22 protein-coding genes and 2 pseudogenes are annotated in these 23,159 nt (G+C 71.8%); 11 read left to right on the forward strand and 13 right to left on the reverse strand.

Annotation, left to right across the window (positions count from 1 at the left end):
* Positions 1–156: 156 nt before the first annotated feature.
* Positions 157–459: pseudogene (locus tag ABGB05_RS18965) on the forward strand (trehalase-like domain-containing protein); the annotation flags it as partial.
* Positions 460–605: 146 nt separating this feature from the next.
* Positions 606–2,228 (forward strand): GAF domain-containing sensor histidine kinase, encoded by a 1,623-nt coding sequence (locus ABGB05_RS18970; protein ID WP_347654804.1) that lies wholly within the window; start codon positions 606–608, stop codon positions 2,226–2,228.
* Positions 2,229–2,304: 76 nt separating this feature from the next.
* Here ABGB05_RS18970 and ABGB05_RS18975 read toward each other — a convergent pair whose 3' ends face one another.
* Positions 2,305–2,943 (reverse strand): response regulator transcription factor, encoded by a 639-nt coding sequence (locus tag ABGB05_RS18975; protein ID WP_347654760.1) that lies wholly within the window; start codon positions 2,941–2,943, stop codon positions 2,305–2,307.
* A gap of 393 nt (positions 2,944–3,336) precedes the next feature.
* Here ABGB05_RS18975 and ABGB05_RS18980 point away from each other — a divergent pair, with 393 nt between their 5' ends.
* A complete protein-coding gene (locus tag ABGB05_RS18980) occupies positions 3,337–4,395 on the forward strand; it encodes a lytic polysaccharide monooxygenase (RefSeq protein ID WP_347654761.1) in 1,059 nt (352 codons plus the stop codon).
* Between the two features lie 331 nt (positions 4,396–4,726).
* Here the strand turns inward: ABGB05_RS18980 and ABGB05_RS18985 are convergent.
* Both ABGB05_RS18985 and ABGB05_RS18990 read right to left on the reverse strand, forming a co-directional pair.
* Positions 4,727–4,789, reverse strand: a pseudogene (locus ABGB05_RS18985) (VOC family protein); the annotation flags it as partial.
* A 102-nt stretch (positions 4,790–4,891) separates the two neighbouring features.
* Positions 4,892–5,866 carry a LysR family transcriptional regulator gene (locus ABGB05_RS18990; RefSeq protein WP_347654762.1) on the reverse strand — a complete coding sequence of 325 codons (975 nt, stop codon included), beginning with the start codon at positions 5,864–5,866 and terminating at the stop codon, positions 4,892–4,894.
* Positions 5,867–5,974: 108 nt separating this feature from the next.
* On the opposite strand from ABGB05_RS18990, the gene ABGB05_RS18995 reads away from it, so the two are divergent.
* The gene (locus ABGB05_RS18995; protein WP_347654763.1) at positions 5,975–6,598 is read left to right on the forward strand and encodes a LysE family translocator; all 624 of its coding nucleotides are present in this window, start codon (positions 5,975–5,977) and stop codon (positions 6,596–6,598) included.
* A 115-nt stretch (positions 6,599–6,713) separates the two neighbouring features.
* Positions 6,714–7,502, forward strand: coding sequence for an alpha/beta hydrolase (locus ABGB05_RS19000; protein WP_347654764.1), 789 nt, complete (start codon positions 6,714–6,716; stop codon positions 7,500–7,502).
* Between the two features lie 52 nt (positions 7,503–7,554).
* On the opposite strand, the gene ABGB05_RS19005 is transcribed toward ABGB05_RS19000, so the two are convergent.
* Entirely contained in the window at positions 7,555–7,827 is a 273-nt protein-coding gene (locus ABGB05_RS19005; RefSeq protein ID WP_347654765.1) for a VOC family protein, read from the reverse strand.
* Between the two features lie 110 nt (positions 7,828–7,937).
* On the opposite strand from ABGB05_RS19005, the gene ABGB05_RS19010 reads away from it, so the two are divergent.
* The gene (locus ABGB05_RS19010; RefSeq protein WP_347654766.1) at positions 7,938–8,396 is read left to right on the forward strand and encodes an FUSC family protein; all 459 of its coding nucleotides are present in this window, start codon (positions 7,938–7,940) and stop codon (positions 8,394–8,396) included.
* On the opposite strand, the gene ABGB05_RS19015 is transcribed toward ABGB05_RS19010, so the two are convergent.
* A complete protein-coding gene (locus tag ABGB05_RS19015; RefSeq protein WP_347654767.1) occupies positions 8,374–8,910 on the reverse strand; it encodes a class I SAM-dependent methyltransferase in 537 nt (178 codons plus the stop codon). The genes ABGB05_RS19010 and ABGB05_RS19015 overlap by 23 nt on opposite strands.
* A 533-nt stretch (positions 8,911–9,443) precedes the next feature.
* On the opposite strand from ABGB05_RS19015, the gene ABGB05_RS19020 reads away from it, so the two are divergent.
* Entirely contained in the window at positions 9,444–9,701 is a 258-nt protein-coding gene (locus ABGB05_RS19020) for a hypothetical protein (protein WP_347654768.1), read from the forward strand.
* Positions 9,702–9,824: 123 nt separating this feature from the next.
* On the opposite strand, the gene ABGB05_RS19025 is transcribed toward ABGB05_RS19020, so the two are convergent.
* The 6 genes from ABGB05_RS19025 to ABGB05_RS19050 form a co-directional block, all read right to left on the reverse strand.
* Positions 9,825–11,105: a HAMP domain-containing sensor histidine kinase gene (locus ABGB05_RS19025; protein ID WP_347654769.1), complete on the reverse strand. Its 1,281-nt coding sequence runs from the start codon at positions 11,103–11,105 to the stop codon at positions 9,825–9,827.
* Positions 11,102–11,740, reverse strand: a complete 639-nt coding sequence (locus ABGB05_RS19030; protein WP_347654770.1) for a response regulator transcription factor — start codon at positions 11,738–11,740, stop codon at positions 11,102–11,104. Before ABGB05_RS19030 ends, ABGB05_RS19025 begins: the two co-directional genes overlap by 4 nt.
* A 98-nt stretch (positions 11,741–11,838) precedes the next feature.
* The gene (locus ABGB05_RS19035; RefSeq protein ID WP_347654771.1) at positions 11,839–13,125 is read right to left on the reverse strand and encodes a cation:proton antiporter; all 1,287 of its coding nucleotides are present in this window, start codon (positions 13,123–13,125) and stop codon (positions 11,839–11,841) included.
* 43 nt (positions 13,126–13,168) lie between these two features.
* On the reverse strand, positions 13,169–14,548 hold the full coding sequence (locus ABGB05_RS19040) for a cytochrome P450 (protein ID WP_347654772.1): 1,380 nt from the start codon (positions 14,546–14,548) through the stop codon (positions 13,169–13,171).
* Positions 14,545–15,603: an alpha-hydroxy acid oxidase gene (locus ABGB05_RS19045; protein ID WP_347654773.1), complete on the reverse strand. Its 1,059-nt coding sequence runs from the start codon at positions 15,601–15,603 to the stop codon at positions 14,545–14,547. The genes ABGB05_RS19040 and ABGB05_RS19045 overlap by 4 nt, the downstream gene beginning before the upstream one ends.
* 66 nt (positions 15,604–15,669) lie before the next feature.
* Positions 15,670–17,250: an FAD-dependent oxidoreductase gene (locus tag ABGB05_RS19050; protein ID WP_347654774.1), complete on the reverse strand. Its 1,581-nt coding sequence runs from the start codon at positions 17,248–17,250 to the stop codon at positions 15,670–15,672.
* A 132-nt stretch (positions 17,251–17,382) separates the two neighbouring features.
* Between ABGB05_RS19050 and ABGB05_RS19055 the strand changes: the two genes are divergently transcribed.
* Positions 17,383–17,775 (forward strand): STAS domain-containing protein, encoded by a 393-nt coding sequence (locus tag ABGB05_RS19055; RefSeq protein ID WP_347654775.1) that lies wholly within the window; start codon positions 17,383–17,385, stop codon positions 17,773–17,775.
* On the opposite strand, the gene ABGB05_RS19060 is transcribed toward ABGB05_RS19055, so the two are convergent.
* The gene (locus ABGB05_RS19060) at positions 17,686–18,135 is read right to left on the reverse strand and encodes a nuclear transport factor 2 family protein (RefSeq protein ID WP_347654776.1); all 450 of its coding nucleotides are present in this window, start codon (positions 18,133–18,135) and stop codon (positions 17,686–17,688) included. The genes ABGB05_RS19055 and ABGB05_RS19060 overlap by 90 nt on opposite strands.
* On the opposite strand from ABGB05_RS19060, the gene ABGB05_RS19065 reads away from it, so the two are divergent.
* A complete protein-coding gene (locus tag ABGB05_RS19065; RefSeq protein WP_347654777.1) occupies positions 18,106–18,234 on the forward strand; it encodes a hypothetical protein in 129 nt (42 codons plus the stop codon). The two genes, ABGB05_RS19060 and ABGB05_RS19065, sit on opposite strands and share 30 nt — an antisense overlap.
* A 26-nt stretch (positions 18,235–18,260) precedes the next feature.
* On the opposite strand, the gene ABGB05_RS19070 is transcribed toward ABGB05_RS19065, so the two are convergent.
* Positions 18,261–19,775: an aromatic amino acid ammonia-lyase gene (locus ABGB05_RS19070; protein WP_347654778.1), complete on the reverse strand. Its 1,515-nt coding sequence runs from the start codon at positions 19,773–19,775 to the stop codon at positions 18,261–18,263.
* A 74-nt stretch (positions 19,776–19,849) separates the two neighbouring features.
* Here ABGB05_RS19070 and ABGB05_RS19075 point away from each other — a divergent pair, with 74 nt between their 5' ends.
* Positions 19,850–21,421: an NAD(P)-binding domain-containing protein gene (locus ABGB05_RS19075; RefSeq protein ID WP_347654779.1), complete on the forward strand. Its 1,572-nt coding sequence runs from the start codon at positions 19,850–19,852 to the stop codon at positions 21,419–21,421.
* Positions 21,408–23,057 carry an AMP-binding protein gene (locus ABGB05_RS19080; RefSeq protein WP_347654780.1) on the forward strand — a complete coding sequence of 550 codons (1,650 nt, stop codon included), beginning with the start codon at positions 21,408–21,410 and terminating at the stop codon, positions 23,055–23,057. Before ABGB05_RS19075 ends, ABGB05_RS19080 begins: the two co-directional genes overlap by 14 nt.
* Positions 23,058–23,159 lie beyond the last annotated feature (102 nt).

Consider the following 23,159-nt stretch of genomic DNA (forward strand, 5'->3'; position numbering starts at 1 on the left):
CAATGATCATGGAGGTCAGCGGCGAGCATCACGGCACCCCCACATCCGCGACGGACGGCGTCGAGTGGGTCCGCAGGCCCCCGGATGGCCGGTACGAGCAGCCGAAAATCCACGTCCGCCACGTTTGCCCGGCAGCGATCCAGGTACTCGTCGAGGATGTCCGAGGTCGACATCGCCGACTACGGCCTCCTCTCCGACTGCGGCTCCGCCGCGCTGGTCAGCCGGGACGGGTCCATCGACTGGTGGTGTCCGGGCCGGTTCGACGCCCCGTCGGTCTTCGCCCGGCTGCTCGACGCCGACGGCGGGCACTGGTCGCTCGGCCCGGTGAGCCGGTCGGACCGGCGGACCGAGCGGGCGTACCTGGACGACTCACTGGTGCTACGGACCGTGCACCGCGGCGCCGACGGGGTCGTCGCGGTCAGCGAGGGACTCGTCACGGAACCCGGAGCACGCGGACACGGGGCTGCCGGGGCGGGCCCTCCGGCCGATACCATCGCCCGGTGACCGAGCCGACCCCGCCGACCCCGGCCGAGGTGGATTTCGCGCCGCCGTCCCTGGGCATCACCCCGCTGTCCCGGATCCGGCTCGACGAGCTGCTCCAGGAGATGCTGGACCGGGTCGGCGAGGTGCTCACCAGCCGGGAACGACTGCGTGCGCTCCTGGACGCGGTGGTCGGCATCAGCACCGACCTGGACCTGCACAGCACACTGGACCGGATCGTGGTCGCGGCCTGCCGGCTCGCCGGCGCCCGGTACGGCGCACTCGGCATCATCGGACCGGACCGCCAGCTGACCGACTTCATCACGCACGGCGTCGACGCCGAGGCCCGGCGCCGGATCGGCGACCTGCCGCACGGGCGAGGAGTGCTCGGCCTGCTGATCGCCGACCCCCGTCCGGTACGGATGCCCGACATCACCCGGCATCCGCAGTCGTACGGCTTCCCGCCCAACCACCCGCCGATGCACAGCTTCCTCGGCGTGCCGATCCGCATCCGGGACCAGGTGTTCGGCAACCTCTACCTGGCCGAGAAGCAGGGTGCGGCGGAGTTCACCGACGACGACGAGGAGATCGTCGTGGCCCTCGCCGCCGCCGCCGGAGTGATCATCGAGAACGCCCGCCTGTTCGCCGTCGCCCACCGGCGTGAACGGTGGCTGGCCGCCGCCGCCGAGATCACCGGCGTGCTGCTGGGTGAGGTACGCCGCACCGACGCACTGCGGCTGATCGCCCGCCGGGCCCGGGAGGTCGCCGAGGCCGAACTGGCCCTCGTGCTGCTCTACGACGACACGACCGGACAGCTCACGGTCGAGGTCGCGGACGGCCGGGGCGCCGACGACCTGGCCGGTACGGTGCTGGCCGCCGCCGACACCGACCTCGTCGAACCGGTGACCCGACGTCGACAGGCCGTGCTGGAGAGCCTGGCCAAGGCCGCCCCCTGGCCCGCCCCGGTCGGCACCGGTCCGGCGGTGATCTCACCACTGACCGCCGGCGACACCCTGCACGGCGTGCTCGTCATCGCCTACCCGTCCGGACAGCGGATCGGTACCGACGCCGAGGACACCCTGCTGGCGACGTTCGCCGGACAGGCGGCGCTGGCCCTGGAACGGGCCCGGGCGCAGGAGGAACGGGAACTGCTGGTGGTCCTGGAGGACCGTGAGCGGATCGCCCGCGACCTGCACGACGTGGTGATCCAGCGACTGTTCGCGATGGGTCTGCAGCTCCAGACGGTGGCACCACTGGCCGGCCGGCCGGACGTACGGCAGCGGCTCAGCGGCACCGTCGACGACCTCGACTCCACCATCCGGGACATCCGGCGGGCGATCTTCGAGCTGCGTACCCCGATGAGCGCCGCGCTCCGGACCGAGATCCGGGACCTGGTCGCCGGCTTCACCGAGGCGCTCGGGTTCCGGCCAGGGCTGGAGATGTCCGGCCCGGTGGACAGCGCGGTACCCGACCGGTTGCGGCCCGACCTGCTCGCGGTGCTCGGCGAGGCACTGTCGAACGTGGTCCGGCACGCCCGGGCGACCCGGGTCACGGTCTTCGTCGAGGCGCACGACGGCGAGCTGACCGTCCGGGTGGCCGACGACGGGGTGGGCACCGATCCGGCGGGGGCCCGGGGCGGCCTGGTCAACCTGCGGGAACGAGCCGAAACCCACGGCGGCACCTTCGACGTGGGACGGGGTGAGCCGACCGGGACGACGGTCGTCTGGCGGGTGCCACTGCGGGACTGAGTCCGCAGCCGTCCGTCCCGGGGAACGGACGGCTGCGCAACGGACCGGTGCCGGGCGGACGGTGAGGTCGGCCGGGTCAGTGCCGCTCGCCGAGCAGCCGGGTGGCCAGCACCGCCGCCTGGGTACGCCGTTCCAGGCCGAGCTTGGCGAGCAGGCTGGAGACGTAGTTCTTCACGGTCTTCTCGGCCAGGAACATCTTCCCGGCGATCTCACGGTTGGTGAGCCCCTCCGCGACGTACTCCAGGATCCGGCGCTCCTGTTCGGTCAGCGACTGGAACTCGGTGGGCTGCTCGACACCGTTACGGATCCGATCGAGCACCCGGGCGGTGACCGCCGGATCCAACAGCGACTGACCGGCCGCCACCCGGCGGACCGCGTCGACCAGGTCGGTACCGCGGATCTGCTTGAGCACGTATCCGGCCGCCCCGGCCATGATCGCCGCGAACAGCGCCTCGTCGTCCTCGTACGAGGTCAGGACCAGGCCCTTGATCGTGGAATCGACCGCCCGCACGTCCCGGCACACGTCGATGCCGTTGCCGTCCGGCAGGCGGGCGTCCAGGATCGCCACGTCCGGGCGCAGCGCCGGGATCCGCCGCGTCGCCTCCTGGGCGGAGCCGGACTCGCCGACCACCTCGATATCACCGTCGCTCTGCAGCAGCTCGGCCAGGCCGCGCCGGACCACCTCGTGGTCGTCGAGCAGGAACACACGAATCACCCCTCGTTCCTACCCGCCTTCGGCCCGGTCCGACAGGGCCGAAGGTCCCGAGTCGGAAATTCCGGCCTCCGTACGGCAGGCCCACGTCGGTGCCGATGACCTGGAACGGAAACATCGGGGATCCGCCCCGGACGACCACCGGACAGACCTGCGACCGGCCCCCACGGGATCGCCCGACGGAGCACGGATTCGCGTTGCTGGATATCTTTGGTAGCCTCGACGCGGGAGCCCCAGCCATCGGAGGGGGCGCGGCCGTACCGCCTGCAGTGCCTCACCGCCCTGCAGCGCCGTACCGCCTGCGCTTCCGAATTCCTTTTGTTGATCGGCGTATGTCTCCTCGCGGGGCCGGGCATCCCGTCGAGTGACCCGCGCCGGCAAAACGCTGGAGCGTAGATGAACGTCGCACGAACGGCCCGCCGTCTGATACTCGGTACGGTCGCCGTCCTGGTCACCGGGTTCACGATGGTCGTCGTCAACCACGCCGGCCCGGCCTCGGCGCACGGTTCCGTCACCAACCCGCCGTCCCGGAACTACGGGTGCTGGGAACGCTGGGGTGACGACCACCTCAACCCCAACATGGCGCAGACCGACCCGATGTGTGCCCAGGCCTGGCAGGCCAACCCGAACACGATGTGGAACTGGAACGGCCTGTTCCGCGAGAACGTCGGCGGCAACCACCAGGCCGCTGTCCCGGACGGGCAACTGTGCAGTGGCGGTCGCACCCAGGGCGGGCTGTACGCCTCGCTCGACGCGGTCGGCGCCTGGGTCGCCAAGCCGATGCCGAACAACTTCACCCTGACCCTCACCGACGGCGCCCGACACGGCGCCGACTACCTGCTGATCTACATCACCAAGCAGGGCTTCGACCCCACCCGCCAGCCGCTCACCTGGGGCAGCCTGGACCTGGTGCTACGTACCGGCAGCTACCCGACCACCGGTCTGTACGAGGCCCAGGTGAACGCGGGCAACCGCACCGGTCGGCACGTCATCTACACGATCTGGCAGGCGAGCCACCTCGACCAGCCGTACTACCTGTGCAGTGACGTCACCTTCGGCGGTGGCGGCGACCCGACGAACCCGCCGCCCACCACGCCGCCGCCGACGAACCCGCCGCCCACCACCCCGCCGCCCACCACTCCGCCCGCCGGTAACGGTGGCTGCTCCGCGACGTACGCGAAGACGAGCGAGTGGTCCGGAGGCTTCGGCGCCCAGGTCACCGTACGGGCCGGGAACGCCGCCATCTCCGGGTGGCGGGTGAGCTGGAGCTGGCCCAACGGCCAGACCATCACCAGTTCGTGGAACGCGTCGATCACCTCGAGCGGATCGTCGGTCACCGCCGCGAACGCCGGTCACAACGGCAGGCTGAGCGCCAACGCCTCGACCAGCTTCGGCTTCAACGGCTCCTGGAACGGCACGAACGCCGCACCGACGCTTACCTGTACGGCAAGCTGACAGTTGACCCGGACGGGGGTGGCACCCCGGGTGCCACCCCCGTCGACTGTCCCGGAGGACGGGGCCCGGAGACCGGAACCGCGGCCGGGTCTGGAGGCGGTCTCGCCACGGCGGCGCACCGCGGAGGGGGTCCGGAAGCGGCGTCGGCCCCACCGGCCCGAGGCCCAGGTCGTCGCGTCGCCGTTCGGCCGACCGGCGGGTCAGGGCCCGCCCCTGGTCGGCGGTGGCCGCAGTAGGCGGAACTCGTTGCCGTCGGGGCCGGCGAGCACGTGTCAGGCCCAGCCGTCCTCCTCGACGGGGCTGTCCGTCACGCACCGCGCCCCCAGGGACGTCAGCGGGCCACCTCCGCGTCCTGGTCCGGCACCCGCAGGTCGAGATGCATCCGGTTCTTGCGCGCCTTCGGCTCGGGGTCATAAAGGAATAATCGTGAGGACCGCCTGCCGGTAGCCCGCTCTCGATTCCGGTTGGGACGGCTACCGCAGGCGGGCCGAGCTTTTCAGGCTCCGTGCGGTGAGTTCGATGAGCGTTGTTTTTCTTGCAGGGGAGCCTCCCAGGTGGCGGTGATGTCGCGGGCGACATCACGTAGGAGGTCGATGAGCATGTCTGCGAGTGGCGTGAGGCTGGCGTCGGTTTTGGTCACGGCGTAGAGCTGGCGGTAGGGCCTGGGGTGGGCCAGTTCGCGATGGGTGGTGCCAGGTGCATGGGTTAGGGCCAGGCGCGAGACCAGGGCCACTGCGATACCTGTGCCGACGAGGGCCTGGGCGACGTCGTAGGACTCGGTCTCGAACCGCACGGTGGGAGTGAAGCCGGCCTCGCGGGCAGCGTCGTGGAACTGTTCGCGGGCGGCATGGCCGGCCAGGATCGAAACCCACGATTCGTCGCGCAGTTGTTCCAGGTGGAGTTCGGTGTCCGCGGGCTGCCCGGTGGCCAGTGGATGGTCATCGGGGAGAACCACGACCATCGGGTCCAACAGGAGCGAGTGGGCCCGTACGTGTGTGGGCGGCGCGAGCGGCGTGCCCCAGGACGCGACGATGGCCACGTCCAGGCGCCCCGCGCTGATCTCGTCCGCTCCGCGTCCGGACACCACGTCTATGACGGAGACGTCGGCGTCCGGATGGCGGTGTCGCAGAGTCGTCAGGGCCGGTGGCAGCAGGTGCACGGCGGCCGCCTGGAACGTCCCGATCCGCAGACGGAGCGAGAGGTGGCCGAGCAGCGCGGCCAGTTCCGCCTCGGCCCTGTCCGATGCCTCCTCCACAGTTCGACCGTGGGAGGCGAGCAGCGCACCGGCCGCAGTGAGCGTTGCTCCGCGAGGACCACGGATGACCAGGGGCACCTGCCAGTCGCGCTCGGCCTTGGCCACCTGCTGGGTGACCGCCGCGGGCGTGAGTTGGAGTGCGTGAGCCGCCGCCGTCAGGGAGCCGTGCCGCTCGATCAACGCGAGAAGCCGCAACTGTCCCGGATCCACCAGCATTCACTAATCCTAACGCTACACCCTTCTCTTTTAACTTCTCTTAGGGGCACGAGACAGGAAGCCTGGTGGTACACCCATCGGCGCAATCCCGGGAAGGGGTTCCTTTCCATGCCCACGCATGTGCCCGTTTTCATCACCACCACCTTGCTGCTGGCGATGCTGCCAGGCGCGAGCCAAGCCCTGATGATCCGGCAGGTTCTGGAAGGCGGCCAACGTACGCTCCGAGGCACGCTCGCGGGCAATGCCAGCGGCTTCCTGCTCTGGTCCACGGCCGCCGCGGCCGGGCTGTCCGCCGTCCTGCTGGCCAGCCCCACCGCGTACGCGGTGCTCCGGATCGCAGGCGGCATCGTGCTGATGGTTCTCGGGGTGAAGACGCTACGGACTGCGCTCACCACCGTCTCCACCCGCCCGCCCTACGAGGGCCGGCGCGGTACTGGCTTCGCGGGCGGATACCTCACCGGCCTGATCACCAACCTGGGCAACCCCAAGGCGGGCGTGTTCGCCGTCTCGGTGCTGCCCCAGTTCGTGACCGCGAAAGGCCCGGTGTTCCTGTCAACCGTCGCACTGGGGGCCCTGTGGGCGCTCGTCAGCGCCTCCTGGTACATGTTGCTCACCTGGGCCGTCAGCCGAGGGCGCGCCCTGGTATCGCAGCCGACCGTCCTACGGGGAATCAGCGTGACCACCGGCGTCGTCCTGCTGGGGTTGGGCGCTGCGGTGGCAGCAGGTGTCTGAATGCCGGTACTTCTTCCGGCGCCCGACCGCCCTAAACATTTCCCCGGCTTCGCCGTCCGCTCAGGCCCGGGGCCATGCGGGTATTCTGCCCGACGGCACGGGAGCGAGGAAGCCGATGACGTACGCCATGACACCGGACGGAACCCGCATCGCCTACCAGTTCCAGGGCCAGGGGGCGCCGCTGGTCCTGCTGGCGGGCCAGGCCAACAACCACCACTGGTGGGATGCGGTTCGTGCCGACTTCCATCCCGCTCGCAGCACCCTCACGCTCGACTATCGCGGCACCGGCGACAGCGACAAGCCCGACACCCCCTGCAGCACCGAACTGTTCGCCCAGGACGTCATCGCAGTCCTCGACGAACTCGGCATCGACCGGGCCGATGTCTACGGCACGTCCATGGGCGGACGAGTGGCCCAGCAGATCGCGGCCCGCCACCCCCACCGGGTAGGCGCCCTGGTTCTCGGCTGCACCTCACCCGGCGGCCCGCACAGCGTCGAACGCGGCAACGACGTCCGCCAAGCCCTGACACAACCTCAGCCTCGAGCCGCGCGACAGGCCCTGCTGGAGCTGATGTACACCCCTCGATGGCTCGCCGCCCATCCCGGCCCGTACCACACCCTCGGCGACCCTCACATGCCTGCCCACGCTCGGCGCCACCACCTCGCGGCCAGCAACCAGCACAACGCCTGGGACCTCCTGCCGGACATCAGCGCCCCCACCCTGGTCGTCCACGGAAGCGACGACCTGCTCAACCCCACCGCCAACGCACCCCTGCTCGCCGACCGCATCCCCGACGCCCGACTGCACCTGGTCCCGAATGGTCGGCACGCCTACTTCGAGGAGTGCCGCGCCCACGCCAGCCCTCTGGTCCTGGACTTCCTCACCACCGCGCACAAGCCGTAAGAACAGCGCAGCCGATACTCGGACTGAACCAGCGCGCTGACCTGCCAAGGCATCACGCGATCAACCGCGTGCCGGCCACCGCCGCAAACATGAAATTAGTTCTTGGTTCGTCACGTTTCCCCTCGGAAAACCGCGGCAACAGCAACTCGACGCCGTCCCCGTCGGCGGGTAGCAGGCGCCGGTAACGCCCCGACGAGAGTGGTTCGGCGACGTACCCGAGTACGACGGACCAGAACACCCCCGACCGGGCCAGGTCGGCACAGTCCAGAACCACCGCCAGGACAACGTCACTCCGCCCGCCGAAACGTGCCGGTCCGCCCGCCATGTCAGCAGGTTACGCGCGACCGTTAAGCGTGCCGTGCGGTCGTCGTCGCTTCCCCGCCGGTCAACCTCGGCACCACGATTGCCGGCGGTGTTTGCGGGTAGCCGTCGCCGGTGACCGGAGCGCGGAGGAAGGGGAACAACGGACGACACGGGTCGAAACAACGCGCCGGCCACGACGAGGAGCGGTTCGACGAGGCGCTGGAACGGCTGAACAAGCGGGGCCGGTCGGCGGGTCGGACCCGGCTCCAGCAGCTCCAGGTCAAATCCCTGATCGCCATCCGGGCCGGGGTGGCGGCGGCGCTGGCCTGGGCCGCCGCCCGCTGGTTCACCGACATGCCGAGTCCGATCTTCGCCCCGGCCGCCGCGGTCGCCGTGATCACGTCGTCCCTCGGGCAACGGCTGGCGAACACGATCGAGCTGCTCGCCGGGGTGACGCTGGGCATCTTCGTCTCGGACCTGCTGATCGAGGTCACCGGCGTCGGCGTGTGGCAGACCGGCGTGGTCGTCGCGGCGGCCATCCTGGTGGCGCTGGCGCTCAGCATCCGGCTCATCGGGTCGGTGTGGCGGTGACGCAGGTGAGCACCCGGCCCTGCCCGCGATCCTCGATCGAACTGGTGGTGTCGAACCCCTGGGACCGCAGCAGCCGCTCGGTGGAGGTGAGGTTCGCTGCGGGGTGTACGGACGTGGGCCGCTCGCCGAACACGTAGAGCCGGCCGCCCGGTGCCAGCAGGCTGCGCATCCGGTCGATCTGCCGCGCCCCGGCACCCAGCCAGAACAGGTTGACGTTCACCGCGAAGATCTTGGTGAAGTACCGGTGCGGAAGGTCGACCGACTCGAACTCGGCACACCGGATCTCGGCCCTACCCGACCTGATGTGCCTCGCGTTACGTTCGGTCGCGAGCCGGGTCATCGTCGTCGCGCGGTCGATCGCGACGATCCGGCCGGTGGTGAGCCGGTCGGCGATCAGGGAGACGGCCACTCCGCGGCCGCACCCGATCTCCAACAGGAGGTCGTGGGGCGCGACGGCCATCGTCTGCACCGCCCAACGCTGCCGGTAGGTGGCGATCGGGGCCTGCGCTGGCACCCCCGGGGGCACAACGGGGTCGTCAACGACGAGACCCGGGTCATAAGTCGGCAAAGCACATCCCACAACGTCACTCGCCGGGCCGGGTTCCGCTCACCCATCCATAACACCTCGCGGAGGAGCCGGACGCACCGTGCCCTCCGTCACCAGACGGAGCGGAGGGGAGATACCCGGCCGGCGAGTCGCTACTCGTGGTTCCGGGCCGTTGCGCCGCTGAGCAACCGTACTCGAATCGGACGTTCGGCGCTCCCCTCGCCCTGCGGTCGACACCTCGACCCCGCCCATGCGCCACCATCGACCTGACCGGAGGTCGCGCTCGGGGCGTACCCGGAGGTGGCCGGCAACCCGGCCGGTCAGGGCGGATGCCCGTTCGACGGAGCCCGCGCTGACGGATCGTCGCCGTGACCCCGCCCGTTGTCGGAAGCCCGTCCGCCCGCACCCGTGTGAGCCTTACAGTCACGTTCTTCGATGTCCCGGATCCCGGCTCGACGGGGAGCCGCCGTGCGCCGCGGACACCATCGGGAGGAGACCTCATGCGCGGACGCAGATGGGCCACGCTCGTAGCGGCGGCCACCCTCGCACTGGGCGGTGTGCTCGGAGCGAGCGCCGCTCCGGCCGCCGCCGACCCGCCGGGCGGCACGCTTCGCGGCGTCTACTACGACGGCCAGTTCTGCAACAGCTACGGCAGCGAGGGCGCCCAGACCGGCCTCTGGAGCTGGTACTACTGCGAGTACCGCCAGTACAGCCCCACCGCCCCCGGCTTCTACTTCCTCTGGACCTTCACCTACTGAGCAGGCCCGGAGCCGTTCGGCCACCGCCGGGTCGACCCGGCGGTGGCCCACCCGAGGTCTCCGGCGACGCAGCCCGCGGCGCATCCGCCACATCCGCTCGCACCGTCCCTGCTGCCCGCCGACTCAGTCGCCGACCCGGGCCACCGGCCGGGCCTCCCCGGCCCGGGTCGGCAACCGGACGACAAAGCTGGCGCCCTGGCCGGGACGCCCCCGGGCCTCGATCGTGCCGCCGTGGCCGGTGACGACCTCGCGGAGCAGCGCCAACCCGAGGCCGGTGTGCCGGCGCCCGCTGCCGACACTGTGGAACGGGTCGAAGATCCGGTCGGTGGGGTCGAACCCGTGTCCGGTGTCGGTGACGACCAGCTCGGCAGCGTCGCCGACCCGACGCACGACCACCTCGATCCGCCCACCTGCGGGCGTGTGGGTCAGGGCGTTGGTCAGCAGTTCGCTGACCACCCGGCGCAGCGCGGAGGCGACACCGAGTACCGGCAACGGCACGTCGGAACGGTCCAGGGTCACCGTCACCCCCTGCTCGCCGGCGCGGTCCGTCTCGGCGAGCACCGCCGTCTCGGCGAGCGCGGCCAGATCGACCGGATCGGCCGTGGGCCGGGCGTCCGGCAGTGCCGCCAGCCGCACCGAGAGCAGCAGGTCCTCGACAACCTCACCGAGCCGCCGGGTCGTACCGACCAGCCGGTCCAGCTCGTCGCGGTAGCCGGCCGGCACACCGGTGTTACCGGCCCGGCGGGCGAGCACCTGCGCCCGGGTGTGCACCTGGGCGATGGGCGTACGCAGTTCGTGGCTGACGTCGGCGATGAACCGGCGTTGCCGGGTGAGCGCCTCGGCCAGCGGCGCCACCGCGCGTCGGCCCAGCACCAGTCCACTGGCGACCGCGACCAGCAACCCGGCCGCCTCGGCCATGACGAGGGCGAGGAGCAGGTGCCGCCGGTCGGCGAGCTGGTAGCGGGCGTCGAAGATGGCCTGCACCACGTCGCCGTCCCGGGGCCGGGTCAGGACGAAGTAGACAGTGTTGTTGCGGGCGACCCTGGTCTCCCGGGCGGACCCGGTGGCGACGGTCGCGTCCAACTCCTCGGTCAGCGGAAAACCCGCCGGCGGGGGGACCCGGCCGGTGACCAGTTCGCCGTCGTGGAGGACGAAGAGCCAGGTACAGCCGGGCGGGCCGGACGGGTCGCTGTGATCGGCGCTGTAGGCCAGCTCACGCGTGATCTGACGTTCCTGACCGCGGACCAGCATCCCGTAGGCGACCACGCCGACCGCGGTCACCAGCACGGTCACCGCGACCGCGACCAGCAGCCCGATCCGCCGACGGGCCCGGGCCACCACCGCCCGTTCGGCGGCGGCCCAGGACGTATCGGTCCGCGATCCCGCCCGCCGGTCCGGTCTCACAATTCACCAAGCCGGTAGCCGAGGCCGTGCACGGTTCGGATCGAGGTCCGGCCGAGCTTGCGACGCAGGTAGTACACGTAGGTGTCGACGAGCGACGGTGCGGCCGCCTCGTCGAAGACCCGACGGCGCAGCTCGGCCCGGGAGTGCACCACCCGGGGGCGGACGGCGAGGACCCGGAGCAGTTCGAACTCCCGAGCCGACAGCGCCACCCTGGACCCGTCGGGCAGCACGACGTCGCGCAGCGCGAGATCGAGCCGACCGAGCCCGATCGGCAGCGCGTCGGCGCCGTCCGAGGCACGTCGACACAGGGCCCGCAGCCGCGCGATCAGCTCGTCCAGGTCGAACGGCTTGATCAGGTAGTCGTCGGCGCCCGCATCCAACCCGGCGACCCGGTCGTCGACCGTACCGAGGGCGGTGAGCATCAGGGCCCGGGCGCCGACCGCCCGGGACCGCAGCCGGGCCAGCAGGTTGAGTCCGTCGATGGCCGGCAGCAGCCGGTCGATCACCATGAGGTCGTACGGCCGGGTGAGCCCGAAGTGCAGGCCCCGCTGCCCGTCCCGGGCCACGTCGACCAGGTAACCCTCGTCGGTCAGCACCTCGCTGAGCATGTCCGCGAGGTCCGCGTCGTCCTCCACCAGGAGTAGTCGAGGCACGACGGGTGACGGCGCGATTGCCTTGAGCACACCTCGAGAATGGCACACTCACCCGCATAGATAGACTGTGATAGATGTCTCTATGTCATGTCGGCACTCCGTTGAACCACTACCATCGGTTCCTTCGTGTCAAGCAGAGCGGGGGTCCTCGCCTCCCGCCGCGCGATCCACCGCAGCACCGGTGTGGTCATCAGCGTCGTGACGAGCGCGACCAGCACCAGGGCCGTGAACAGGGTCGAGTTGACGATCCCCGCCGCCAGGCCGACGTTGATCGCGATGAGCTGCATCAGCCCGCGGGCGTTCATCAGGGCGCCGATCCGCAGGGCCACCCCCTTCGGCTCGCCCCGCACCCGGGCCACCGCGAAGCAGGCGCCGAACTTGCCGACGATGGCCAGAACGACGCAACCCAGCGCGAAGAGCAACACCGACGGTTCGCCGAGCAGCCCGAACTCGGTGTGCAGACCCGAGTAGGTGAAGAAGAGCGGTAGGAAGGCGATCTGGCAGACCGGCGTCACGGTGGCGACCATCCCGTCGGTGCGCTCGGTGTGCGGCATGATCGCACCGACCGCGAAGGCGCCGAAGACGGCGTACAGGCCGATCTCGTCGGTGTACCAGGCAACCGCGAAGAGGAGCGCGAACAGGCCGAGCAGCCGGGACTGGTCGCCGAGTCGGTCGCTGCCGACCAGCGCGGCCGCCAGCCGCCGGCCGACGAACCAGAGCAGCAGCCCGAACAGCACCGCCCCGCCGACCGTGACCAGCGCCGGCCCCGGCCGGCCCGAGGCGGTGGCGAGGACCACGGCCAGCAGGATCCAGGCGACGAGGTCGTCGAGCGCGCCGCTGGCCAGGGCGAGCGAGCCGTACCGCGTACCGGCGTGTCCGCCCTCGGTGATGATCCGGGCCAGCATCGGAAAGGCGGTGATGGCCAGCGCGACCCCGACGAAGGCTGCCGTCACGCCGAGGGAGGCGCCGTCGGCCACGACCGGGGCGTGCGCGGCGGTGGCGAGCACCAGCAGCACCCCGAGGCCGAGCGGTACCACGATGCCGGCCAGCGACACCGCTCCGGCGGTGCCGGCCAGCCCGGTCACCCGGTGCGCGGTGAACGCGTACCCGGCCTGGAACATGAAGATGACCAGGCCGACCTGACCGACGATGTAGAGCACCGGATAGAGCGGTTCCGGAAACAACGCGTCCTGGACGTCGGGCGCCAGCAGGCCCAGCAGGGACGGCCCGAGCAGCACCCCGGCCACCATCTCGCTCACCACCGCCGGCTGGCCGACCTTGCCGAGCAGCCACGCCATCAGGCGGCAGAAAAGCAGGATCACCGCGACGGCGAGGAAGAACCGCGGTGCCAGCTCCACCGGACTCATCGCGTCCCGCCTCTGCCGACGGCCGCCACCGGACCAGTCGTGATCACTTCCGTACCTCCTCGAAGTAGGTGGCGCAGAGCCGTTGGCGTCGCGCGTCGACCACCATCCAGGTGCCGAGCACGAGCTGGACGAGGCTGCGCCAGACGTCGGCCCAGCGGTCGCCCAGCCGCATCGCCCACAGCCGGATCCGCCCCGGGGGTCGTACGCCGGCCGGGACGAGGAAACAGGGTCCCCGGTTGGGCAGTGACCGGGTGTGCCGGACGCTGGAGACCGGCGTGTAGCGGCGCAGCACCTCACGGACGACCGCCCGCATCATCACCGGCGCCACCCCGCGTGCCGGGCAGGCCCGGTTGGCGGTGACCCCGAACGGGACGAAGTGCGCGTCGCCCCGCCGCAGCGTCCGCCACCGGGCCGGGTCGAAGGTGTCGTCGGCGGCTGCCCCGGTGCGCTGGAAGGCGAGGTAGTTGAAGAGCAGCACCGACCCGACCGGGATGGTGACCTCGGCGTCGACCTCGATCGGTCCCGTGGTGATCCGGTGCGCGACCCCGAACAGCGGGTGCACCCGCAGCGTCTCGTCGATGACCCGGTCCAGGGCCCGGTCCCCCTCGCCGCCGACGTCGTCGAGGGTGGCCAGCAGTTCGCGCCGCGTCGACGGATGCTGGGCGATGGCGAGCAGCAGGTGCGCCATCGCCTCCGACATCTGGACGACCGCGGTGTTGAAGTACGTCCCCTGCAGGTACCAGACCGTCTCCTCGGCGGTGAACGGCGCTGGCAGGGTCACCGGAGCCGTACCGGCATCGACCCGCGCCCGCAGGTAGCGGCTGAGCCGGTCCCGGCGCCCAAGGTGCCGCAGCCCGCAGCACTTGAGGGCGGTGACCACGTCGTCGGCGTTGGCCACGATCAGCGCCCGGGCCTCGGCCGGGCACGGCTCGGCGAAGACGAGTTCGAAGTAGACCTCGGCCCAGACCGGCATCATCAGGTCGCGCAGCCGTACCCGGCTGGGGCGGTCGGACGGCAGCTGGTCGAGCAGCCGGCGGGCCGCCGCCGCGGCCAGCTCGGTCGACCGGCGCGGGGGCACCGCGAGCACCTGTCGGGTCGTCCGGGCGACCGTACGGTAGCGCTCGCCCGGTTCGAGGTGTTCCTGGTGCAGCTGCGGGCCGGGCGCCAGCCAGTACCAGAAGAGGTCGGAGAGCCCGGCGCCCCGGCTGCGTCCGTTCGCCGCCGGATGGGCGTAGACCCGTTCGAAGTGTTCGGGGCCGACCAGCGGGCCCGGGATCGGGATCCCCTCGGTACCGTTCACCCGGGCGAAGATCCATTCCCGGAGCCGGACCACCGTCGGGGGCAGCCAGCGCGGCAGCAACCACCCCACCACCACGGCGGCGACGGCGACCAGACCCCACGGAAGAACGCTCGGCCCGGTCATCCGGCCACCCCCGTGCGGAGCAGGTCCGGGGTGAGGTCGCCGGGACGGGCCGCGCCGGCGAGGGTCATCGCCCGGGCCAGGTCGGCGCGCAGCCAGTCGAGTACCTGCCGTACCCCGGCCTCGCCCCGGGTGGTGAGCCCCCAGACGACCGGCCGGCCCACCCCGACCGCGACGGCGCCGAGGGCCAGCGCGGTGAGCACGTCGGTGCCCCGGCGGACACCACCGTCGAGCAGGACCGGGATCCGCCCCTCGACCGCGTCGACGACCGCTGGCAGCGCGTCGACGCTGGCCGGTACGCCGTCCAGCTGTCGCCCCCCGTGGTTGGAGACCAGGACGGCGTCGACCCCGTGCGCGACGGCCAGCCGGGCGTCGTCCGGGTGCAGGATGCCCTTCAGTACGACCGGCAGCCGGGTGATCCCGCGCAGCCAGTCGATCCGGGTCCAGTCGAGACGGTCGTCCATGACGATGTCCCGGACCCGTCCGGTCTCCGGATCGCGCATGTTCTCGCAGCACAGCCCGGGCGGCAGATCGAGGAACCCGTTGCGCAGGTCGCGCTCGCGCCGGCCGAACACCGGCGAGTCGACGCTGACCACCAGGGCCCGGCAGCCGGCGGCCTCGGCACGGCGGACCACCGACCGGGTGAACCCGAGGTCCGGCTGGGGGTAGAGCTGGAACCACAACCGGGCCCGCCGCCCGTCCGCGTCGGTCGCCGCGGCGACCGCCTCGATCGGCGTGGTGGCCGCCATGCTCACCACCATGACCGTGTCGGCGGCGGCGACCGCGCGGGCACATCCCGCCTCCCCGTCGGGATGTGCCAACCGGTGGAAGGCGGTCGGGGCGACCAGCACCGGCACGGCGAGGTCGTCGCCGAGCAGCCGGGTCCGCAGGTCGCGTGCGCCTCCGCCGCGCAACACCCGGGGCAGGATCCGGTACGCGTCGAAGGCGGCCTCGTTGGCCCGCAGGGTGCGCTCGTCCCCGGCCCCACCGGCGAAGAAGTCCCAGTGGGCCGGGTCGAGCCGGCGTTGCGCCTCGGCTCGCAGGTCGTTGAGGTTCACCAGGGGGCCCGCGCCGGCCGTGGGTGAATGACGCGGGCCCACCCGGTCCGCCACCGGGGGCACGACTCAGCCCACGGCGCCGTCTAGGCAGCGGTCCAGGAAGGCGACCAGTGGTGTCCGGTGCACGTCCGGCCGGTTCCACCGGTTCTCCAGGTTCTCCGCCAGGTGGTGGACCGCGACCACCCGGCCGTCGCGGTGGTACCGGACCACCGGGTGCAGGTACGCGGCGTCGTGCGCCTGGCCCGCCACGTCCTGGGCGACCCGGCGCACCGAGACGTCGAACGGGTCGACCCGGTCGTGCTCCGGGCCGTACTCCAGGGTGACGACGAAGGCGTGCTCGACCGGATGGTCCACGGTGGTCAGGCCGATCCCGGTGAGGTAGTCGACCGGCACCTCCTCGTGGTACCGGGCCTCCGACCCGGCCACCGTTAGGACGTCGGCGAGCACCCCGAACTGCTGCCACAGCCCGGAGCTGCGGTTGACCCGTTCGATGATCGCGTCGGCCATCGGCTCGCCGGCGACGTCGACCTTTCCGGCCGGCCACGGCTCGTCGTGGTACCGCCGTTCGAGGATGCGGTGCAGTGCGCGTACCCCGTACCGGAAGCCGTGGATGAAGCCGCTGGTCGAGCGTTTGAAGTCCCGCTGCTGGCTCAGTGTGCCGGCGAAGAAGAGGTCCGGTACGTTAACCGACTCCCACTCGGCCGTCTGGGCGGGGAACCGGTCGTTGATCGCCAGCGCCGGACGGCAGGTCCCGTCGAAGATCGACGCGTCGAACCGGAAGCCGGTGCAGAGCAGCACCCGGTCGTAGTGCAGTTCCCGGACGACCTCGTCGGCCCGGGAGAAGGCGAAGCTCACCCGGTAACCGTCCCCGTCGCGGACGATCTCGCGGACGTGCCCGTCGAGGATCGCGTTCGCCGACTTGAGCTGGTAGGTGTCGAGGAAGTTGTTGTTCACCGCCCGCAGGTGCCCGACGTAGTGGGTCCGCCAGGCCATCCGGACCGATCCCGGCCCCGCGACGTGAATCAGGGTGGTGGTCTCCATCAGGTTGTCGGCGGTCTCGAACGCCGAGTTGCCCTTGCCGATCACGAGGACCCGCTGGTCGAGGAAGTCCCGGGGGTCGACCGACATCTCGGTGTACCGTTCCGCGTGCCCGACGCCGGGAATCGGCGGGACGTAGGGCTGCCCGACTCCGGTCGCCACCACCACCCGCCGGGCCCGGTAAACCGTGCCGGTCCGGTCGGTGACCGCGAAGCCGCCGCCCGCCGCCCGACTGACCCGGGTCACCCGGGTGCCGTACCGGACCCGTACCCCGGTCGCGGCGGCGAAGTCGGCCAGGTAGCGGACCATCTCGTCGGCGGGCGGGAAGTACCGCTCGGTGTAGCGGGTGAACCGCAGCGCCGGGTCCTCGCTGAGCAGCGAGTTCCAGTCCAGCCGCAGGTTCAGCTCGGGGTCGTCCGAGCCGGTGTGCGGCTTGTTGATCGAGATCAGTTGCCGGTGTCGGGGAAACCGGGTGAAGAACGCGCCCGGGCCGTCGGCGGACTCCAGTACCAGGTAGTCGCGGCGGCCGTCGCGCTCGAGGAACGCCGCGAGCTGCAGGCCGGCCGGGCCCGCCCCGATGACGAGATAGTCGAGCATCTCTGCGTTCACGGAGCAGACCGTACGAGGGGGAACTCAGAGAAAACTCAGGCCGGCCGGGAGGAGTTCGTCGGCCCGGGACCGATGAGTTCCGGCGTGTCGACGGATCCCACCAGTAGTGCCCACAACCGGAAGGGAGCCGCCGTGCGCCAGGATCCCACGCCACCCGTTCTGGTCGTCGGCCCCACCGTCGGGCGGGCCGACACCCCGGTCCTCCGCGCCCGACTGGCCGACCTGCTGACCCGGCGGCCGGGCGAGGTCCGCGTCGTCGTCTGCGATGTCAGCCGGATCGTCGACCAGAACGTGGCGACCCTCGACACCCTCGCCCGGCTGCGGCTGACCGCACGCCGGCTCGGCGTCGACCTCCAGCTCCGCGGTGCGTCGCTGCGCCTGCGTCAGCTGCTCACGCTCACCGGCCTGGACGCGGTCATCCCGGTGGTGGACGGTTCAGGCGTCGAACCGCATCGGGAGGCCGAACAGCGGGAACAGCCGCTCCACGTCGAGGAAGTTGGTGATCCCGCGGATCCGCCCGGCTGAGATGTCCAGGACGATGAGCGCCCACGGCCCGGTCGGACGGTACTGGCCGAAGGCCGGCACCCCGTTCGCCACCGTGGGCACCAGCCGGGACCCTCGGCATCCGGAGCCGGTGCCGAGCATCCAGTCGCGGATGTCGGCGTGCCCGCGAAGCCAGAGCGGCAGTGGCGGCATGTTCAGCGTGACGTCCTCGTGCAGCAGTGACGTGAGCGCGGCGATGTCGTACCCCTCGAACGCCCTGACGTAGCGGTCCAGCAGCTCCGACTGGTCCGCGTCGAGCGGGCGCGCGGTGTCGCCGCCGAGGTCGGCGGCGGCCAGCGGGACGGCGGCTGGATGGGCGAGGGGCGACCGAAGGGCGGCCACGCGCTGGCCGCCCTGCCCGGTTGCACCCACTACGACATCTTCATGTCGCCGCTGTTCGCCGCGGCCACCCTCGCCTTCCTCGACCAGCCGAGGGGCTGACCGCGGGTGCTCCACCCCCGTACGCGTCAGGCGGTCGGCCCGGTCACCTCGTCCAGCAGGTCGGCGGCGCGGATCACGTCCGCGTCCAGGGGCCGGTCCGGGTCGATCGCCGGTACGACCTCGGCGAGCCGGTCGAACGCGGCGGCGCAGCCGGGCGCGGTCGGGGTGCGGGCGCCGACGTGACCGGCCTGCCGCAGCCCGACCGCCAACGAGCCGCAGAGCAGCCGGAGCAGTCCGGCCTGTTCCACGGCGCGCAGCGCCGCCTGGGTGCCGAACGGCACCACGTCCTGGTTGTGCAGGTTGGTCGGCAGGCTCTGCATGCTCGCCGGGGTGGCGGCCCGGCGCAGTTCCGCCACGATCGCCGTCGTCGCCAGTTGCACACCCTGCAGCCCGTGCTGGCGGCCGGGTCCGGCCGCCAGCATCGGCGGCAGTCCGCCGTTGCGCACCGGGTCGACAAGCAGGTCGAGCTGGCGTTCGACGAGGTTGCCGAGCTGCGCGGTGACCAGCGCCAGCATGTCGGCGGCGAAGGCGGCGGGCTGGCCGAAGAAGTTGCCGCCGTGCAGCACCAGGTCGTCGTCGGGGAAGAACAGCGGATTGTCACTCACCCCGCCCAGGTCCGCCGCGACCACCCCGTCGACGTACCGCAGCGCCTCCTCGGCCGCGCCGAGCAGTTGCGGGGCACAGCGGATGCTGTACGCCTCCTGCAGTGGCCGGTCGCCGGAGGGCACCGCCCCGGCGAGCAGCGCCCGCATCCGGGCGGCGACGTCGGCGGCGGCCGGGTGGCCGTACGCGGTCAGCAGCCGGGGGTGGAGGAACTGGTCGGGGTCGCAGCCGAGCAGGTCGACGAGCAGACAGGTCAGCAACTGGGCCGCCCGGTGCGAGGCCCGGACGGCGTCCCGGGCGAGCGCGGTGGCGGCGGTGGTCAGCGACGTGCCGTTGACCAGCGCCAACGCGTCCCGGCCGTCCAGCACGAGCGGGGTCAGGCCAGCCGCCTCCAGCGCCTGCGCCGCCGGCATCCGCTTCCCGTCCAGCCACGCCCAGCCCCGCCCGCGCAGCGACTGGGTGGCGTACGCGAGCGGGATCAGGTCGCCGCTGGCCCCGACCGAGCCGAGCCGTGGCATCGCCGGTACGAACGACGTCCCGAGCATCGCGGCGAGTCCCTCGACGACCCGTACCGAGACCCCGGAGACGCCCTGGGCCAGTGACCAGACCCGGACCAGCATGGTGGCCCGGACCACGGCCGGGTCGAGCTGCACGTCCTGGCCCGCCCCGAGGTGGGCGAGCGTGTTGTCACACTGGTCGGCCTCGTCGTCCCGGCCGGCGTAGCCGACCAGTGCCCCGAACCCGGTGGTGGCGCCGTACACCGGACGGTCGTCGCCGAGCACGGTCCGCAGGTGGTCGCGGGACCGTCGTACCCGGTCACGGACCGGGCCGGTGACCTCGACGCGCAGCGGCAGCGCCGCCCGCCGCAGGTCCTCCGACCGCAGCGGACGGGCCAGGTCGACGGTGTGGACGGCGGCGGTCCCGGTCCGGGAAGTCATCGGGCCGACGGTAGCCACGGATTCTCAGAGCGGTCTGAGTTATCTCTGATGACCGACCGCTACCGTCCGGGCGCATGACGCGCGAACGCCTGACCACGCACGATTACCTGATCATCGGCGCGGGACCGGCGGGCCTGCAACTCGCCGCCCTGCTGGAGTCCGACGGCCACGACTACGTCGTGCTGGAGGCGGGCGACGGGCCGGGCACCTTCTTCAGCACCTACCCACGGCACCGCACGCTGATCTCCATCAACAAGGTCTACACCGGTTCCACCGACGACGAGTTCAACCTGCGGATGGACTGGAACTCGCTGCTCAGCGACGACCCCGACCTGCGGTTCGGCCGGTACAGCCAGCGCTACTTCCCGGCCGCCGACGACCTGCGGCGCTACCTGACCGACTTCGCCGCCGCGACCGGCGTCCGGGTGTCCTACCGGACCCGGGTGGTCCGGCTCGGCCGCGACGCCGAGGGTTTCACCGCCGTCGACGCCGACGGCCGGACCTGGCGCGGCCGCCGCCTGGTGGTCGCGACCGGTGTCTCCCAGCTCCACGTGCCACCGATCCCCGGGATCGAGCACGCCGAACGGTACGACACGGTCAGCGTCGACCCGGCGGACTTCGTCAACCAGCGGGTCATGATCATCGGCAAGGGCAACTCGGCGTTCGAGACCGCCGACAACCTGGTGGAGACCGCCGCCGTGGTGCACGTCGCCGGGCCGCACTCGGTCCGGTTCGCCTGGCAGACGCACTATGTCGGCCACCTGCGGGCGGTGAACAACAACTTCCTCGACACGTACCAGCTCAAGTCGCAGAACGCCGTGCTGGACGGCACCGTCGAACAGATCGATCGCCGTCCCGACGGCGGCTACCGGGTCCGGTTCCGGTACGCCCGGACCGTGGAGGCGATCCGGGAGATCGAGTACGACCGGGTGATCGCCTGCACCGGCTTCCGCTTCGACGCGTCGGTCTTCGACGAAAGCTGCCGGCCGCGTCTGGTCATCAACGACCGGTTCCCGGAACAGAACCCGGCGTACGAGTCGACGACCGTCCCCGACCTGTACTTCGCCGGTACGTTGACCCAGCAGCGTGACTTCAAGAAGTCGACCAGCGGCTTCATCCACGGCTTCCGGTACGGCGTCCGGGCCCTGTACCGGATCCTCAACGCCCGCTACCACGGGGTCGCCTGGCCGGCCACTGCCTTGGAGGCGACCCCGGAGGCGATCGCCGACGCCATCGTCAACCGGGTCAACCGCTCGTCCGCGCTGTGGCAGCAGTTCGGCGTACTCGGTGACGCGGTGACGGTCCGGGGCGGTACCGCGTACCATCACGAGGAGGTTCCGGTGGCGTACCTCGCCGAGCGGGGGCTCGGCGGCGGCTCCGCCCTCGTCACCACCCTGGAGTACGGCGCCAACCACGACACGGTGGACCCGTTCGACATCTCGGTCCCCCGCCCCCGGGAGAACGACGCGCACGCGGCGCACGACGCCAGCTACCTGCACCCGGTCGTCCGCCACTACCGGGACGGAACGGTGGTCGCGGTGCACCACCTGGCGGAGAACCTGGAGAACGAGTGGAACCTGCCGGCCGTCCACCAGCAGCCGTTGGCGGGCTTCGTCAAGGAACGCCTGGGCGATGGCATCGGCTGAACCCGACCGTCCGCCGCGGGCTGACCGTCCACCCCGGACCCGATCCCGCTATCCGCAGGTGGTCCTCGACCTGCTCACCGCCGGCCGGGAGCGTCCGGTCGACCGTCCTGTCTTCGAACACGGTGACCGGACCGTCGGCGCCGACGAGATGCTCGACCTGATCGGCCGGCTCGCCGCCGGGCTGTGGGAGGCGGGAATCGGTCCCGGCGCCGGGCTGGCGCTGGCGCTCGGGGTGACGCCGGAGGCGTTCGCCGCCACCATCGCGGCACAGGTCGTGGGGGCCCGGGTCGCCGGGATCCGGCCGGGGCTCACCCCCGGCCAACTGCGGCACATCCTCGGTCAGCGGATCACGGCGGTGCTCGTCGACCCGTCGACCGCGACCGGCCCGCTGCGGTCGGCGGCCGCGGGCCTGCGACTGTTGGCGGTCGGCCCGGTCGCCGGGGCACCGGACCTGACCGTCGCCTCCGCGCCACCCGCTCCGCCGACGCCGGTCGGACGGCCGGACGACGTCGCCCGGGTGATCTACACCAGTGGCAGCACCGGTGACCCGAAGGGCTGCCTGCAGACGTACGCGGCGCTCGGCCGCGCCTGGACACCGTACCCGGACCGGTGGCCGCCGGCGGTCCGCGACCTCGCCGGCAACCTCGACCGGTATCTGGTCTTCGGTTCGCTCAGCAGTCAGGTGATGCTGGAGTACGGCGTCCTCACCCTGGCCGCCGGCGGCACCATGGTCGTCGCCGAACCACCCCGGGACGGAGAACCGTTCTTTCCCTCCGCGATCGCCCGGCACCGGGCCACCGCCAGCGTCATCACCGTGCCCCGGCTGGCGAAACTGGTGGCCGTCCAGCGCAGCGACCCGGTCGACCTCGGTACGCTGCGCGCCCTGCTGGTTTCGGGTTCCCCGCTCGATCCGGCCAGGCTCGTCGAGGCGATGGCCGTACTCGGGCCGGTCGTCTACCACGGCTACGGCCAGACCGAGACCGGCATGATCTCCATGGTCACCCCGGCGGAACTGACCGCCGCCCTGGCCGGCAGCCCTCCTGGCGGCACCGGCCGCCCGCCGGCCGTGCTCGCCTCGGTGGGTCGCCCGCCGGCCGTGCTCGCCTCGGTGGGTCGCCCGCCGGACGCGGTCGAGGTGCAGGTCCGCGACGCCGACGGCCGGCCGGTGCCGGTCGGTGCCGAGGGCGAGCTGTTCGTCCGCACCCCGGCCCAGGCGAGCGGCTACTGGGCCGACCCGACCGAGACCGCCGAGGTCTTCGTGGACGGGTGGGTCCGCACCCGCGACCTCGCCCGACTCGACCCCGACGGATACCTGTACCTGCTGGGCCGGACCCGGGACGTCATCATCGTCAACGCCAACCTGCAGTACGCGGGCCCGATCGAACGCGCCCTGGCCACCCATCCGGACGTGGCCGAGGCGTACGTGGTGGCCGCCCCGGACGAGGAGACCGGCGAGGCGGTGCACGCCTTCGTCGTACCCGCCCCCGGCCACCGACCGGACCCCGGTGTGTTGCGGGCCCTGGTCCGGGACCGGCTCGGCGAGGCGAGCGTGCCCCGGCTCGTCACCGTCGTCGACGAGGTGCCCGTCTCCCCCGCTGGCAAGCCCGACAAGCGACGCCTCCTGGCCGGCGGGTGAGGTACCCCGGGTCGGCTTCCCGCCACCGTTTCGGTCGTCGGGCCGACAGGCCGACGTCGGCGGGCCGGCGCAATCTGGTCATGCCGGCCATGCCCGGCATTC

It is taken from the genome of Plantactinospora sp. B5E13 (genome assembly GCF_039871775.1).
Lineage (GTDB): Bacteria > Actinomycetota > Actinomycetes > Mycobacteriales > Micromonosporaceae > Plantactinospora.

What these genes read in the sequence shown, in the direction of transcription:
- ABGB05_RS19080 (WP_347654780.1), top strand. Translation starts at nt 21,408, where the DNA reads ATGGCATCGGCTGAACCCGACCGTCCGCCGCGGGCTGACCGTCCACCC.
- ABGB05_RS19035 (WP_347654771.1), bottom strand. Translation starts at nt 13,125, where the DNA reads ATGAGTCCGGTGGAGCTGGCACCGCGGTTCTTCCTCGCCGTCGCGGTG.
- ABGB05_RS18990 (WP_347654762.1), bottom strand. Translation starts at nt 5,866, where the DNA reads ATGCTGGTGGATCCGGGACAGTTGCGGCTTCTCGCGTTGATCGAGCGG.
- ABGB05_RS18995 (WP_347654763.1), top strand. Translation starts at nt 5,975, where the DNA reads ATGCCCACGCATGTGCCCGTTTTCATCACCACCACCTTGCTGCTGGCG.
- ABGB05_RS18970 (WP_347654804.1), top strand. Translation starts at nt 606, where the DNA reads ATGCTGGACCGGGTCGGCGAGGTGCTCACCAGCCGGGAACGACTGCGT.
- ABGB05_RS18980 (WP_347654761.1), top strand. Translation starts at nt 3,337, where the DNA reads ATGAACGTCGCACGAACGGCCCGCCGTCTGATACTCGGTACGGTCGCC.
- ABGB05_RS19005 (WP_347654765.1), bottom strand. Translation starts at nt 7,827, where the DNA reads ATGGCGGGCGGACCGGCACGTTTCGGCGGGCGGAGTGACGTTGTCCTG.
- ABGB05_RS19020 (WP_347654768.1), top strand. Translation starts at nt 9,444, where the DNA reads ATGCGCGGACGCAGATGGGCCACGCTCGTAGCGGCGGCCACCCTCGCA.
- ABGB05_RS19065 (WP_347654777.1), top strand. Translation starts at nt 18,106, where the DNA reads ATGGGCGAGGGGCGACCGAAGGGCGGCCACGCGCTGGCCGCCCTGCCC.
- ABGB05_RS19000 (WP_347654764.1), top strand. Translation starts at nt 6,714, where the DNA reads ATGACGTACGCCATGACACCGGACGGAACCCGCATCGCCTACCAGTTC.
- ABGB05_RS19070 (WP_347654778.1), bottom strand. Translation starts at nt 19,775, where the DNA reads ATGACTTCCCGGACCGGGACCGCCGCCGTCCACACCGTCGACCTGGCC.
- ABGB05_RS19075 (WP_347654779.1), top strand. Translation starts at nt 19,850, where the DNA reads ATGACGCGCGAACGCCTGACCACGCACGATTACCTGATCATCGGCGCG.
- ABGB05_RS19040 (WP_347654772.1), bottom strand. Translation starts at nt 14,548, where the DNA reads ATGACCGGGCCGAGCGTTCTTCCGTGGGGTCTGGTCGCCGTCGCCGCC.